Raw genomic sequence first — 13,586 nt, 5'->3', positions numbered from 1 at the left:
CCCCCCCGACCGGGTCGCCCCCCCGTCCGAACGCACCGGCGAGGCACCCGCACCCACCGGGCCCGGAGCGTCCCACCGACACCGGCCGACCGGCAACTCCCCGCCCCCGACGGGTGTACGCGGGTCCCCGTGCCTAGTAGGGGCGGGAACCGGCCCGGGAGGCGCGGGCGACGGCGACGACGGCGCGCTCCAGCGCGTACGCGGGGTCGTCGGAGCCGCCCTTCACGGCGGCATCGGCCTGGGCGACGGCGGTCAGCGCGGCGGCCACCCCGTCGCCGGTCCAACCGCGCATCTGCTGGCGCACCCGGTCCACCTTCCACGGCGGCATGCCCAACTCGCGCGCCAGGTCGGCGGGCCGCATGTTGCGGCCGGCGGAAGCGAGTCGGCCGATGCTGCGGACGCCGGAGGCGAGGGCGTAGGTGATGCCGGTCGGCGGCTGGCCGACCGCCAGCGCCCAGCGCAGCCGTTCCAGCGCCTCGGCGGCCCGGCCGGTCACCGCGAGGTCGGCCACCTCGAAGCCGGTCGCCTCGGCGCGACCGCTGTAGTACTTGGCGACCGCCGCCTCGTCGATCGGGCCTTCGATGTCGGCGGTCAACTGGCTGCACGCGGCCGACAGTTCCCGCAGATCGCTGCCCAGCGAGTCCAGCAGGGCCTGGCAGGCCTCGGGGTTGGCGGCCCGCCCCAGGGTGCGGAACTCGTTGCGGATGAAGGCCAGTTTCTCGCTCGCCTTGGTGAGCTTCGCGCAGGCGACCTCCCGGGCGCCCGCCTTCTTCGCCGCGTCCAGCAGCCCCTTGCCCTTGGCGCCGCCCGCGTGCACCAGCACCATGATCACTTCTTCGGCGGGCGACTCCAGGTAGGCCTTGACCTCCTTGACCGAGTCCGCCGAGAGGTCCTGCGCGGCCCGGACTACGATGACCTTCCGCTCCGCGAAGAGCGAGGGCGTAGTGAGCTCCGCCAACTGCCCCGGCTGCAGCGCCCCCTGCGCGAGGTCCCGGACGTCCGTGTCCGGGTCCGCCGCCCGGGCCGCCGCCACCACCTCGGCAACCGCGCGGTCCAGCAGCAGCTCCTCCTGGCCGACCGCAACGGTCAGCGGGGCGAGCAGGTCGTCGGGTGCACTCTTCCTGGCCATCGCCTACCAGGATCGCACGCCACACGGACAGCCCTCCGCGCCACGCCCCTTTCCCGTACCGCACCGGACGCCTCCCTTCCCCACCTCTCGGACTCCTCCGCGTGCCGCCCGCCGGGGAAGCGGGGCCGGTGTCGTACCGGCTGCGGGGCCGAGGACAATAACGACGTGATCGAGAACAATGACCGTCAGTTGCTCGTCCTCCCCGACCGCGATGCGGCGGAGGAGGTCGCTGAGGAGTTGAGCGCGCGCTGGCCCGAACTGGGCGACGTCGAGGTGGTCCGGGACGCCCTCGCCGGGGAGGACGACGCCGAGGACGTCCAGTGGCTGGTGGTGGTGGAGGCCCCCGAGGAGGACGGCTGGACCACCCGTCTGCTGAGCAAACTCGACCAGCTCGTCGCCGAACAGGACGGGTGGCGGGAGCAGGGCTGACGTCCCGTGCCGTCCGCCGCTCCCCTCGCCACCGTCTGGCCCCGCCCGAACGAGGTACCTCACCCGTTCGGGCGGGCGTTTCCACTCCGGACCGTCCCCGGCCCGGTCCGCCTCGGGCCGGGCCCCACCCCGGGTCGGGACCAACAGCAGGGCGGGACCGGTCAACCGTGAACCGGGTGCGGGTGCGTCGCCACGGCCAGGTCCCGCGAGTCACCCAGAACCGCGATGTCCCCGGAACTGTCGGTCCGGACCACCGTCGCCCCCAGCGCCTTCAGCCCCGCCACGGTCTGGGGCGCCGGATGCCCGTACGGGTTGCCCGCGCCGCAGGAGATCAGGGCCAACCGTGGACGGAGCGCGGCCATCAACGACCAGTCCTGGTTCGCCGACCCGTGGTGCGCCACCTTCAGGACATCCACCTGTCCCACCCCGGGCGGCCCCGGACCGCTTCGAATCGCGCCCAGGCCTGCACCCGCACCTCCTCCCACAGGGATTTCACCCTCAATCTCCCTACTTTCCAGTGGATTTGACGCTCCACCTCCTGATTCGAGCGGCGAAGACGGAGACTTGACCATCGGCGAGAGTGGCGGCACGCCGAGTGCCAGCAGGGCGGACTGGGCCGGAGGTTCCAGGTCTCCGAGCAGGGCGACCCGCAACGGGGCCGCGGGCGAGCCGAGCACCGCGAGGATCGCGATGCTGGAGTTGTTCGGCCCCTCGGCGTCGGACGCCGGGGGCGAGGTGGGCCACAGGACCTCCCAGGTGAGTTCGGCCCCGGCAGTGCGCCGTTCGCCGCGCCGCGCGTGCACCACCGGAATGCCGCCGCCCGCCGCCCAGCGGAGCACCCGGGAGCGTTCGCCGTCCGACTCGTCCGACGTGGTCACCTCGATCGCCCCGACCGACCGGCCGCGCAGGACGCCTGGGATGCCTTCCGCGTGGTCGGCGTGGAAGTGGGTGAGGAGCAGGAGGGGAATCCTGGTCACCCCGAGACCCCGCAGGCAGGCGTCGGCCGTCTTGGGGTCGGGCCCGGCGTCCACCACCACGGCGGTGCCGGGTCCGACGGGCAGGACCGTCATGTCGCCCTGCCCGATGTCGCACATCGCCAGCCGCCAGCCCGACGCGGGCCACCCGGTCGCCAACCGGACGACGGAGGGCGGGCGCAGCAGCACCAGCGGCAGCAGCAGGGCGACCACGAGCGCCACCAACGCTCTCGTCCGCCGGTGTCGGCTCTGGCGGCCGGCCAGCAGCGGTGGCACCGCCCAGGCCAGCGACACGATCACCACCATCAGCAGGACCGCACCGAACGTCCCTGCGGGCCAGGCGAGTTCGGCCCCCGGCAGTTCCGCCCCGTGCCTCGCGACAGCGGCCAACCAGCCGACCGGCAGTGCCGCGAGGTCCGTCAGGAACTCCGCGGTTCCCTGGGAGAAGGGTGTGACCGTGAGCGCGCCGAATCCGAGCAGGGTAGCCGGGGCGACCGCGATCTCGGCCAGCAGGTTGCACGGCACCCCGACCAGGCTGACCCGGGGCGCGAGCAGCACGGTGACCGGCGAGCAGAACGCCTGCGCCGCCGCAGTGGCACCGACCGCCGCCGCCAGGTGGTGCGGCCAGCGGCGCGCCCGGAGCGCCGCCGTCCACCTCGGGCCGAGCACCAGCAGCCCGGCCGTGGCCAGCACGGAGAGCAGGAACCCGTACGAGCGGGCCAGGTACGGGTCCACCAGGATTAGGATCAGTACCGCGCCGGCCAGCGCGGGGACGCCTCTCCGCGGTCGGCCGGTGGCCAGCGCGAGCAGGCCGATCAGCCCGGTGGCCGCGGCTCTGAGCACGCTCGGGTCCGGTCGACAGACGGTGATGAACGCCAGCGTCAGCGCGGTTCCGAGCAGTGCCGTGGTGCGGAACGAGAGGCCCAGCAGCCCGGCCAGTCCACCGCGTCCTGGGGCGTCGGGTTCACTGGGCGTGCCACCGACCAGGACGGCCAGGACGATCGCCAGGTTGGCGCCGCTCACCGCGACCAGGTGACCCAGGTCGGTGGCCCGGAACGCGTCCGCCAGATCGTCGGGCAGCCGCGATACGTCCCCCACCACCAGCCCGGGGAGCAGCCCGCGCGTGTCCGGCGGAAGGTGGTCGCAGGCGTCCCGAAGTCCTTTGCGGAGATGGGCCGCGAGGCGCTGCGGGAGGTTCGGCGGAGCGATGACACGCGGCTGCCCCTGAGGGACGAGCAGCGCCGCGCTGTCGCTCCGGGATCTCCCTCCCGTCGCACCGGCCTCCGGTGGCCGCTCCGGCAGCACCTCCGCCCGCAGTTCCAGTTCGGTGGACGGAGTCAACTGCCTCCAGGGATAGTCGTCTTGGGAGCGGACCAGCAGGGTGACAGGTGTGCGGGTCGCGATGGGCGGCGGCGGAGAGCCGCCCTGGGGGCGCGGAGCGGTACGGACCCGGGTGACGAGTGCGGCCATGGTGAGCGTCGGTCTGGACAGGGAACTGCCCTGGGTGTGCGAGCCGTGCTGCTTCGGATCGCCCGTGACGGTCAGCTCGACGGTGATCTCGGGATTGGCAGGCTTCTCTTCCACCGGCCGCCCCGCAGCGCCCTGCCCGCCACCGTCGACCCGCTGCCCGACCGCAGCGGGTGGTGCGGCGGGACGGGCCAGTGCGGGCAGTGGGCCGCGGTGCAGGTCTGCGGTGTGCAGGACGGTGGTGGTGGCCGCCGCGGCGGCGGTCAGCAGGACCGCCGCGGTCAGGCGGTGAATCGATCGACGAGGTCCTTTCGTGGCGAGCAGGACGAGGGAGACCGGCGCAGCCGCCAGGGCGGCCAGCAGCAGCGGGGGGTGTCGGTCCGGATCCAAGGCGAGGACAGCTGCGGCCACTGCCCATGCGGTGCAAGCCGGGAGGAGCAGTCGGTAGTCGGCCCGGTGGTGGACGAGAGGCGGCGCGGCCGGCATCGAAGCTCCTCCTTTCGGCAGGACGGCGGGCGACGGGCGGCGGTGAATGACGAGTGGTCCGCAGGGCAGCGGTGGTTTCTTCCCGTATACGACCTCCTTGGCGGGAAAGCCGGTTGATGCTCTCAATCCGCCTGGGGTTTTGGTAGGTACAGGCTCGGGCTAATGCGGCGGGCAGCCAACAAGCCTTCCATAAAGAAGACTTGTCGACTTTCTCGGTAAAGCCGTGTGGGCTTAACGGCTTTCGGGGCTGTACTCGGCATGAGGTCTGCTCACCTCAAGCCGAGCAGCGAGAGCTGAGCAGGGGCAACCTCCCGACAGCAATGCAGCAGTGTTTGTCGCGGTGGCCACACCACAGGGGGTGGGCCCGGTCAGAGCTCGGGCGGAGCGGTCAGAACCCTCCACCCGCAGGGGCGAAGTGTGTGGTCGAGCAGAGCGGCGACGGCGGTGATTCAGGTCTCGCACCCCCTGTCCCCTGGTCGGCAGGCGGCGGGGTTGCCGGCCAGGAAGCGCAGTGGCGGTACAAGACGTGACGCGCAACAGGAGCGAGCTGAAACCTCCTCGTGCGTTCTCGGGGCGGGCGACGGCCTGGCCGAACCTGGCGGGAGTGACCGGTCAGAGGGTCAGGAGCGGTTTGAGGTCCTCGTACTTCCGCGGGCCGATGCCGGGGACTTGGCGAAGTTGGTCGACGGATTGGAAGGGACCGTGGGCGAGGCGGTACTGGAGGATGCGTTGGGCCAGCGCGGGCCCCACGCCGGGGAGTGTGTCGAGCTGGTCCGCCCCGGCGCGGTTGAGACTGACGGGGCCTGCGGGGACGCCGCCCGTGGCTGCGCCGCCGGGAAGGGGATCGGTGCCTACGAGGATCTGTTCTCCATCGGTCAGTGGGCGGGCGAGGTTGAGGAGACTGGTGTCGGTGTCGGGGAGCGGGCCGCCGGCGACGGCCAGGGCATCGGCGACCCTTGAACCCGCGGGGAGGGTTCGCAGGCCGGGGTGTCGGACTTTCCCGGCGATGTCGATGACGAGGGGCGGTCCGGTCGGCTGGAGTACTGGCGCTCCTTCCGTGGTTCGGTCGGAGACGGATTCGGCTGTCGCGACAGCGGGGACGGAAACGGGGTGCGGTCGGCCGAGCCAGAAGTGCTGGACGGCATAGCCCGTGGCGAGGACGAGCAGAACGGTCAGACCGAGTACGGCCCGGCGGTCGAGGGCGAGCGCGCCCGGGAGGCGGAATCGCAGGGGCAGTTTCGGCGGGATGGTGTGGGACACGGCGGCGGGGTTCGGGGTTGGTGGAGCTTCGGGTGGCGTCAGGTCCAGGTCCGACGGGGTGTCGGCCCAGCTGTCGTCGAACGGATCGAAGCCGGCGGGCCACTTCGGAGAGGAAGCGCCGTCCAGCGGGTCGGCGCCGTCCGGAACCGACGCTCTGCCACTGGGCGGATCTCGCTCCGGCGGCGAATCGGCTCTCGGTGCCACGAGCGCTTCCGTCCGCACCGGAGCAGAGGGTTCAACTGTCGCGGCGCCTTCAAGCCGGCATTCCGAGAACGCCGCCGAATCGGCCTTCGCGTCGTGCGCCGACCGCAGCGGCGGACCGTCTGCGGCAGCTGAAGGCGGTTCGATCGCGAGGAGGTCGGAGTCGGCGGGTAGGTCGGCCGGGAGGATCCGGTCGAGACGGACCCGGGCGGTTGCGATGGTCAGACGGCGACGGGCTTGGGGGGTGGTGATGGCCCTCATGGCGAGGACAGTAGAACGGCGCTGACATCCCGTCGGAGAATTCGTCCACTCCTGTGGATAACTCCGGCTTGTGGATAACTCTTATCACTCGAACGAGTGATTCCAGCGGTATTCAGTACGGCGATGCGATGATCGGAGAGACCACTACGGCCAGCAATCCGGGGCCGACATGCGCGCCGATCACAGCGCCGACCTCGCTGACGTAGAGCTCTTTCAGCCCGGGCACCCGTTCCCGCAGCCGTTCCGCCAGTGGTTCGGCCCGGTTTTCGGCGGCCAGGTGGTGGACGGTGATGTCCACCGGCTGCCGACCCGCGCGTTCGACGGCGATCTCCTCCAGCCGGGCGATGGCCCGGGAGGCCGTGCGGACCTTCTCCAGCGGCTCGATCCGCCCTCCGGCCAGGTGCAGCAGCGGCTTCACCGCCAGTGCGGAACCGACCAGCGCCTGGGCCGTTCCGATCCGGCCCCCGCGCCGCAGGTGCTCCAGGGTGTCGACGTAGAAGAAGCCCGCAGTACCGGTGGCCCGGTCCTCGGCGGCGGCAACCACCCGGTCGAGGTCCGCCTCGACGGCCTCGGCATCGGTATCGGCATCGATGGCTGCTCCCTGGCCGCCCGTGGTTCCCCCTGTGCCACCGGGCGCCGAACCGGCCCGGGCCGCGTCCAGCGCCCGGGCCGACCCGGCGGCGGCCAGGACGCAGCTGCCCAGGGCCATGCCGACGAGCCGGCTGTCCACCACCCGGACCGGGATCGAGACCTCGGCGGCGGCCAGTTGGGCGGCCTCCGCGGTGCCGGAGAGCTCGGCCGACAGGTGGATGGAGACGATGCCGCGCGCACCGGCTTCGGCGGCCGCACGGTAGGCGGCGGCGAAGGTCTCGGGGCTGGGGCGGGAAGTCGTCACCCGCTGCCTGGAGCGCAGGGCCTCCGCGACGTCCTTCGGGGAAATCTCGACGCCTTCCGCGAAGACCTCGTCGCCCACCGCGACGCTGAGCGGGACCACCCTGATGCGGTGCCGGTCCACCGCCTGCTGGGGCAGATACGCGGTGGAATCCGTGACAAGTGCGAGGTGGCCGGGCATGTGCCGGAGGTTACCCGCCACGGGGCCGAGAAGACAGCGCTCGTTATTCGGTGGTTTGCCCCTCAGGGGGTGGGGTAATTTCTCCGCACACGGAAAGCGACCATCTCGTGACGCGGGGTCAGGAGCGGTTGGGTCCCGCCGGGTTCGGCTTGCGGAGACGGTCGGCGAGGCGGGAGAGCGGCTCGGCGGCCAACCCCAGCAGTTCCTCGGCACTGGTCGGGCGGCCGGAGCCGAGTCCCTTGCGGCGGTCGGCGGAGTCCTCCGCGGAGGCGGCGGCGCCTGGGGAGTCCGGTCCGCCGGCGGGGGCCGAGGCGGTGCCGAGGCCGTCAGCGGCAGTGGGCTCGGCGGGGGTCCAGTGGCGCAGAGCACCGGCCTCGTCCTGGCACTCCTTGCCGAGGCGGGCGAGCTCGTCGTCGGCGAAGCGGCGCATCCGGTCCTGGGCGGCCCAGCGCAGGGAGTCCGCGGAGTGGGTGATCCGCTCAGCGCGCTCGCGCAGTTCGGGGAGTTTGGCGGCGACCCGGCTATTCTGCGGCTCGCGCTCCAGCATGCGGAGTTCGGAGTCGAGTTCCGCGGCGTGCGAGTCGAGGCGGGCGAGCAGTTGGAGCGCGTCGCCGAGTTGGCCGTCCTGCGGGAGGCCGGACTCCAGGACCTGGCGGGTGGAGTCCAGGGCGGTGCGCAGGGACAGCCGGAGCGCGGCGATCCGGCCCTGCTCCCCCGGCCTGGTAATGCTCTTCGCCTTCAGGGCCGCGTTCTCCACCGTCCGCTGGGCATTGGCACTGTGCCGGTCGACCTTGGCAGCCACCGCCTTCGCCGCCTTCACCGTCCCGACCACGGCCATCACCAGCAGCGCCACCCCGAACAGCGCGACCAGCGCCACCACTACACCGAGCGCTTCCATCGGGAGCCCACCTTCCGCCCGTGACCGGCCCTGGACCGCCCGGTGCGGTCCGCGTATCCGCCGGAACCTCCACCGTAGCCCGGAGCGGCGGCCGACAGCAGGTCGCGGGCATGCCTCAGGCCCGAGATCAGGGACAGCTCAGGGATGTCCCCCAAGCGATCTCCCTTACTCCCGGACGGTGTCCGCACCCTGCGGCCCAGGCCGGACCCGTTGCCCGGCCCGCATCCGAAGGCCGTGCCCGAAAGCCGTCCACGAGGGCCGCACACGAAGAGCACGCACGAAAACCATGGCCGAAAACCACGTACGAAGAACGGAGCCACCTTGTTCGCACTTCTCCGGCTGCCGCCCCGCCCCTACCCGTGGACGGCGAAGGGCCGGCCACCCCGCGACGGGGGTGACCGGCCCGATCAGGCCGACAGCGGGTCGGCCCGGGTCTCGTCAGGCAGTGACGATGTTCACCAGCTTCGGCGCACGGGCGATGACCTTGCGCACCTCCGCGCCGCCGACGGCCGCGACCACGGCCGGGTCGGCCAGGGCCAGCGCCTCCAGCTCGGCGTCCGAGATCGACGGCGAGACCTCTAGGCGGGCCTTGACCTTGCCCTTGATCTGCACGACGCAAGTCACCATCTCGTCGACCACGTACGCCGGGTCCGCGACCGGGTAGTCCGCGAAGGCCAGCGACTCCTCGTGGCCCAGGCGGCGCCACAGCTCCTCGGCGATGTGCGGCGCCAGCGGGGCGACCAGCAGGACGATCCGCTCGGCGACCGAACGCGGCGTGGAGCCGCGCTTCACCAGGAAGTTGTTCAGCTCGATGGCCTTGGCCACGGCGGTGTTGAACCGCATGCCGGCCATGTCGCCGTGGATGCCGTCGATCGCCTTGTGCAGCGCGCGCAGCGTCGCCTCGTCCGGTTCCTCCTCGGTCACCACCAGCTCGCCGGTGACCTCCGAGACGATGTTGCGCCACAGCCGCTGCAGGAAGCGGTAGGAGCCGATCACGGCCCGGGCGTCCCAGGGGCGGGAGACGTCCAGCGGGCCCATCGACATCTCGTACAGGCGCAGCGTGTCCGCGCCGTACTCGTCGGCGAACTCGTCCGGGGCGATCGCGTTCTTCAGCGACTTGCCCATCTTGCCCGCCTCGCGGCGGACCTGCTCGCCGTTCCAGAAGAACTCGCCGCCGATCTCCTCGACCTCGGCCGCGGGCACCGGGAAGCCCCGGTCGTCGCGGTAGACGTCGGCGGTGATCATGCCCTGGTTGAACAGCTTGTGGAACGGCTCGACCGAGGAGACGTAGCCCAGGTCGTGCAGCACCTTGTGCCAGAACCGGGCGTACAGCAGGTGCAGCACCGCGTGTTCGGCACCGCCGACGTACAGGTCGACGCCGCCGGCCGGCTTCTCGGCGGTCGGGCCCATCCAGTAGGACTCGTTGGCCGGGTCGACCACCGCGGAGGAGTTGACCGGGTCGATGTAGCGCAGCTCGTACCAGCACGAACCCGCCCAGTTGGGCATGGTGTTGGTCTCGCGGCGGTAGGTCTTGACGCCGTCGCCCAGGTCCAGTTCGACGTTGACCCAGTCCTCGTTGCGGGACAGCGGGGTCTTCGGCGAGGAGGTGGCGTCGTCGGGGTCGTAGGTGTGCGGCGAGTAGTCGTCCACCTGCGGAACCTCGACCGGCAGCATCGACTCGGGCAGCGCGTGCATCGCACCGGTCTCGTCGTAGACGATCGGGAAGGGCTCGCCCCAGTACCGCTGGCGGCTGAACAGCCAGTCGCGCAGACGGTAGTTGACGGTGCCTTCGCCGATGCCCCGCTCGCCCAGCCAGGCGGTGACGCGGGCCTTGGCGTCGACCACGGACAGGCCGTTCAGCGACAGGCCGTCGCGCTCGGAGTTGACCAGCACCGAGTCGTAGGTGTCGAAGGCGTCGTCCCAGGTGTGCGGGTCCTCGCCGCGGCCGTCGGTCGGCCGCACGACGCAGCGCATCGGCAGGTTGAACGCCTGCGCGAAGGCGAAGTCGCGGCTGTCGTGCGCCGGGACGGCCATGATCGCGCCGGTGCCGTAGCCCATCAGCACGTAGTCGGCGATGAACACCGGGATCTGCTCGCCGCTGACCGGGTTGACCGCGAAGGCGCCGGTGAACACACCGGTCTTCACCTTGGCGTCGGCCTGGCGCTCCACGTCGGACTTGGCGGCGGCCGCGGCCCGGTACGCGGCGACGGCGTCGGCCGGGCCGGCGGCGCCGCCGGTCCACTCGTCCTGGGTGCCGGCCGGCCACTCGGCGGGGACGATCGTGTCGACCAGGGCGTGCTCGGGGGCCAGCACCATGTAGGTGGCGCCGAACAGGGTGTCGGGGCGGGTGGTGAAGACGGTGACGGTGTCGCCGCCGACCGCGAAGTCCACCCGGGCGCCCTCGGAGCGGCCGATCCAGTTGCGCTGCTGCAGCTTGATCGCCTCGGGCCAGTCCAGCAGGTCCAGGTCGTTGATCAGGCGGTCCGCGTAGGCGGTGATGCGCATCATCCACTGGCGCAGGTTCGACTTGAACACCGGGAAGTTGCCGCGCTCGGAGCGGCCGTCCGCGGTGACCTCCTCGTTGGCCAGCACGGTGCCCAGACCGGGGCACCAGTTTACCGGCACCTCCTTGGAGTAGGCCAGCCGGTACTCGCCCAGCACCTCGTCGCGCTCGACGCCGGACAGTTCGGCCCAGGCGCGGCCGCCCGGCACCTCGCGCTCGCCGGACTCGAACTCGGCGACCAGTTCGGCGATCGGACGGGCCTTGTCGGCGGCCTCGTCGTACCAGGAGTTGAAAATCTGCAGGAAGATCCACTGGGTCCAGCGGTAGTACTCGGGGTCGATCGTGGAGATCGACCGGCGCGAGTCGTGACCCAGGCCCAGCCGGCGCAGCTGCTGGCGCATGTTGGCGATGTTGTCCTCGGTGGACACCCGCGGGTGCACGCCGTGCTGCACCGCGTACTGCTCGGCGGGCAGGCCGAAGGCGTCGTAGCCCAGGGTGTGCAGGACGTTGTGCCCGTTCATCCGCTGGAAGCGGGCGTAGACGTCGGTGGCGATGTAGCCCAGCGGGTGGCCGACGTGCAGGCCCGAGCCCGACGGGTACGGGAACATGTCCATGATGAAGCTGTGGGGCTTCGCGGCGACGGGCGAGCCGTCGGCCAGCGGGCCGGTCGGGTTGGGGGCGTTGAACGTCCCCTCCTTCTCCCACAGGTCCTGCCAGCGGGACTCGATCTCGGCGGCCAGCGCGGCGCCGTAGCGGAAAGGCTCGGTGGCGGCTTCGGCCGCGCCGGAAGCGGGGGTCGTCTCGCTCATGGTCCTTCAGGCTCCATCGTCATCAGTCAGCGAACAGGCCGTAGAAAGCAGAAAACCCCTCCGCAGGAGGGGACGCCACGCCGACTCCGGCCGTCAAGCCGGTCCTGGTCAGCGCGGCCGGCTAAGAAGCAGGCGCACGGTTCGCATGGGCTCAGGGTACCGCACCCCTTCAACCCGCTTTCGCGCCGCCGCGTCGATCCCCCGGCCACACACCCTGGCCCGGCGCGTCCCCACCGGCCGCCCACCACGGCCCCGCGGTCCGGCGCCCCGAGCCGCCCTCGGCTACGCCTCCGCGCGCATCGCGGTGTCGAAGTCCCGCAGGGCCCGGGCCACCCGCGCCGACTGCATGCCGGCCGCGAGCAGCCGCGCCCGCTCCGCGGTCCGCTCCGCCTCCGCCCGCTCCCCGGTGCGGCGGTAGGAGTCGGCGAGGCGCACCATCAGCAGCGCCTTGGCCCGGGCCCGCTCCACCGAGAGCGAGCCGATCGCGGTGAGCAGCAGGCCGCGCGCCTGCTCGTGCTCGCCGAGCAGCAGGTACCCCTCGCCGACCATCCCTTCCAGGTCGGCCCGCTCCTGCATGTGCTCCGTCGCGTCCGCCAGCACCCGGAACGCCAGTTCGGCGACCGCCTCCGCGCTGATCTGCTCCCCCTTGCGGCCGTGCGCCCGGGAGATCCGACCCAGTTGCAGGGCGCGTTCCCGGGGCGTCAGCACGCCGTCGGCGGCGCGCAGCGCGGTGGAGAGCATCGCCACCGGGTCCAGTCCCCGCCCACCGGAGTTGTACGTCGCCTGGACGGCGAGGCAGCCGACCACGCCGACGCCGAGCCGCGGGTCGCCGGAGACGTGCGCGGCCCGCAGCGCGGCGACGAAGGCCCGCTGCGCGGCGGCGTCGTTGCCCATGTCGTAGTTGGCCCAGCCCACCAGCCGGGCCAGCCGGCTGGCCGCCCCGTAGAGTTCGCGGCCGAGTGCCTCGTCGTAGCTGCCGAGCTCCAACAGCTTTCCCACCATGGCGAGTTCGGCCTTGGCGAGGTCGAGGATCAGGCCGCCGCCGTAGGTGCGCTCCAGCCGCTGCTTGGAGTCGTAGGACAGCCGCAGGTCGGCCAGCTGCTCCGGGGCGATCCGCAGCGCCCCCTCCCCGCCGGTGACCGGCGGCGGCGGGGAGGCCCAGTGCCGGGCCGCCTGTTCCAGTTCGTCGCCGCGGAACAGGTCGGTCAGGCGCACCGGGGCGCCGTCGGCGCCCGCCTCGCGCAGTGCGGTCTGCGCGGTGTCGGCGGTCCACGGGTCGGTCAGCAGCCGGGGCGAGAGCATCTTGGCGCCCCGGTGGGAGCCCATCTGTCCCCAGAGCTGCTCGTAGGTGACGGCGATGCCGACGCTGCGGCCCAGCACCTCGCAGACGGTCTGGTCGTGCGGCGAGCGCGGCACCATGCCCCGGTCCCGCCACTTGTACGGCGCGGTGGAGCTGATCGCCAGGCCGGCCGGGAGCACCGCGTTCACCTCGCGGGCCAGCCGCTCCGGGCTCCAACCGAGCTGGTGGAGTATCCGGGCGAGCTCGTCGTTCCGTTTTCGCACCAGGTCGGCCATGCCACGACGGTAGCGGCCCCGCGTACCGCCCGGCAGGGGAGTCCCGCGAACGACCGAAGGCCGCCCCTCTCGGGACGGCCTCCGGACTGCTGTGGAGCTAAGGAGAATCGAACTCCTGACCTATTGCATGCCATGCAATCGCTCTACCAACTGAGCTATAGCCCCATGCTGTTACTGCCGCCACCTGCGGTTTCCCTCGGCGACATCGACAACTCTACACGGTCGGCGCTCCCGGCCCTAATCCGTTCCGACGCCCCTACGACGGCCCCGGCCGGCCGCTCCCCCGACCCCGGCCCGCTCTCTGGACCAAGCTTCGGACCCGGCTCCGGGCCCGATTCCAGGCCCGGCCCCGCCCCCAGCCCCGAACCGAGCCCCGGAAACACCGAAGGCCGCCACCCTGTTCGGGCAGCGGCCTCGCGGAACTGCTGTGGAGCTAAGGAGAATCGAACTCCTGACCTATTGCATGCCATGCAATCGCTCTACCAACTGAGCTATAGCCCCGCGACACTGACGACCACTCAC

Annotated in this window: 8 protein-coding genes and 2 tRNA genes; 1 reads left to right on the top strand and 9 read right to left on the bottom strand. The window is 71.9% G+C overall.

Annotated elements, in window-relative coordinates; all coding sequences use genetic code 11:
- Window positions 1-133 precede the first annotated feature (133 nt).
- Complete coding sequence (holA, locus tag K353_RS33270) at window positions 134-1,129, bottom strand: DNA polymerase III subunit delta (RefSeq protein ID WP_100836109.1); 996 nt, start codon at window positions 1,127-1,129, stop codon at window positions 134-136.
- 165 nt (window positions 1,130-1,294) lie between these two features.
- On the opposite strand from holA, the gene K353_RS33265 reads away from it, so the two are divergent.
- Complete coding sequence (locus tag K353_RS33265) at window positions 1,295-1,558, top strand: hypothetical protein (protein WP_111557209.1); 264 nt, start codon at window positions 1,295-1,297, stop codon at window positions 1,556-1,558.
- A 161-nt stretch (window positions 1,559-1,719) separates the two neighbouring features.
- Here K353_RS33265 and K353_RS33260 read toward each other — a convergent pair whose 3' ends face one another.
- From K353_RS33260 to K353_RS33225, 8 genes are all read right to left on the bottom strand, one after another.
- Window positions 1,720-4,485, bottom strand: coding sequence for a ComEC/Rec2 family competence protein (locus K353_RS33260; protein ID WP_111557208.1), 2,766 nt, complete (start codon window positions 4,483-4,485; stop codon window positions 1,720-1,722).
- Window positions 4,486-5,097: 612 nt separating this feature from the next.
- The gene (locus K353_RS33255; protein ID WP_111557207.1) at window positions 5,098-6,207 is read right to left on the bottom strand and encodes a ComEA family DNA-binding protein; all 1,110 of its coding nucleotides are present in this window, start codon (window positions 6,205-6,207) and stop codon (window positions 5,098-5,100) included.
- 112 nt (window positions 6,208-6,319) lie between these two features.
- Complete coding sequence (locus K353_RS33250; protein WP_111557206.1) at window positions 6,320-7,279, bottom strand: DegV family protein; 960 nt, start codon at window positions 7,277-7,279, stop codon at window positions 6,320-6,322.
- Window positions 7,280-7,397: 118 nt separating this feature from the next.
- Window positions 7,398-8,177: a hypothetical protein gene (locus K353_RS33245; RefSeq protein WP_111557205.1), complete on the bottom strand. Its 780-nt coding sequence runs from the start codon at window positions 8,175-8,177 to the stop codon at window positions 7,398-7,400.
- 438 nt (window positions 8,178-8,615) lie between these two features.
- The gene (gene leuS, locus K353_RS33240; protein ID WP_111557204.1) at window positions 8,616-11,489 is read right to left on the bottom strand and encodes a leucine--tRNA ligase; all 2,874 of its coding nucleotides are present in this window, start codon (window positions 11,487-11,489) and stop codon (window positions 8,616-8,618) included.
- Window positions 11,490-11,771: 282 nt separating this feature from the next.
- Window positions 11,772-13,064, bottom strand: a complete 1,293-nt coding sequence (locus K353_RS33235; RefSeq protein WP_111557203.1) for a hypothetical protein — start codon at window positions 13,062-13,064, stop codon at window positions 11,772-11,774.
- A gap of 92 nt (window positions 13,065-13,156) precedes the next feature.
- Window positions 13,157-13,229, bottom strand: a tRNA-Ala gene (locus K353_RS33230).
- Between the two features lie 263 nt (window positions 13,230-13,492).
- A tRNA-Ala gene (locus K353_RS33225) sits at window positions 13,493-13,565 on the bottom strand.
- Window positions 13,566-13,586: the final 21 nt, after the last annotated feature.

The sequence above is a fragment of the Kitasatospora sp. SolWspMP-SS2h genome, from assembly GCF_003259315.1.
GTDB classification, from domain to species: Bacteria; Actinomycetota; Actinomycetes; order Streptomycetales; family Streptomycetaceae; genus Kitasatospora; species Kitasatospora fiedleri.
This window is presented reverse-complemented; position numbering and strand designations above follow the sequence as displayed.

Bases quoted from the DNA above. Each gene is read 5' to 3' on its own strand.
- K353_RS33260 (WP_111557208.1), bottom strand. From the start codon at position 4,485: ATGCCGGCCGCGCCGCCTCTCGTCCACCACCGGGCCGACTACCGACTG.
- K353_RS33235 (WP_111557203.1), bottom strand. From the start codon at position 13,064: ATGGCCGACCTGGTGCGAAAACGGAACGACGAGCTCGCCCGGATACTC.
- K353_RS33255 (WP_111557207.1), bottom strand. From the start codon at position 6,207: ATGAGGGCCATCACCACCCCCCAAGCCCGTCGCCGTCTGACCATCGCA.
- holA (WP_100836109.1), bottom strand. From the start codon at position 1,129: ATGGCCAGGAAGAGTGCACCCGACGACCTGCTCGCCCCGCTGACCGTT.
- K353_RS33245 (WP_111557205.1), bottom strand. From the start codon at position 8,177: ATGGAAGCGCTCGGTGTAGTGGTGGCGCTGGTCGCGCTGTTCGGGGTG.
- K353_RS33250 (WP_111557206.1), bottom strand. From the start codon at position 7,279: ATGCCCGGCCACCTCGCACTTGTCACGGATTCCACCGCGTATCTGCCC.
- leuS (WP_111557204.1), bottom strand. From the start codon at position 11,489: ATGAGCGAGACGACCCCCGCTTCCGGCGCGGCCGAAGCCGCCACCGAG.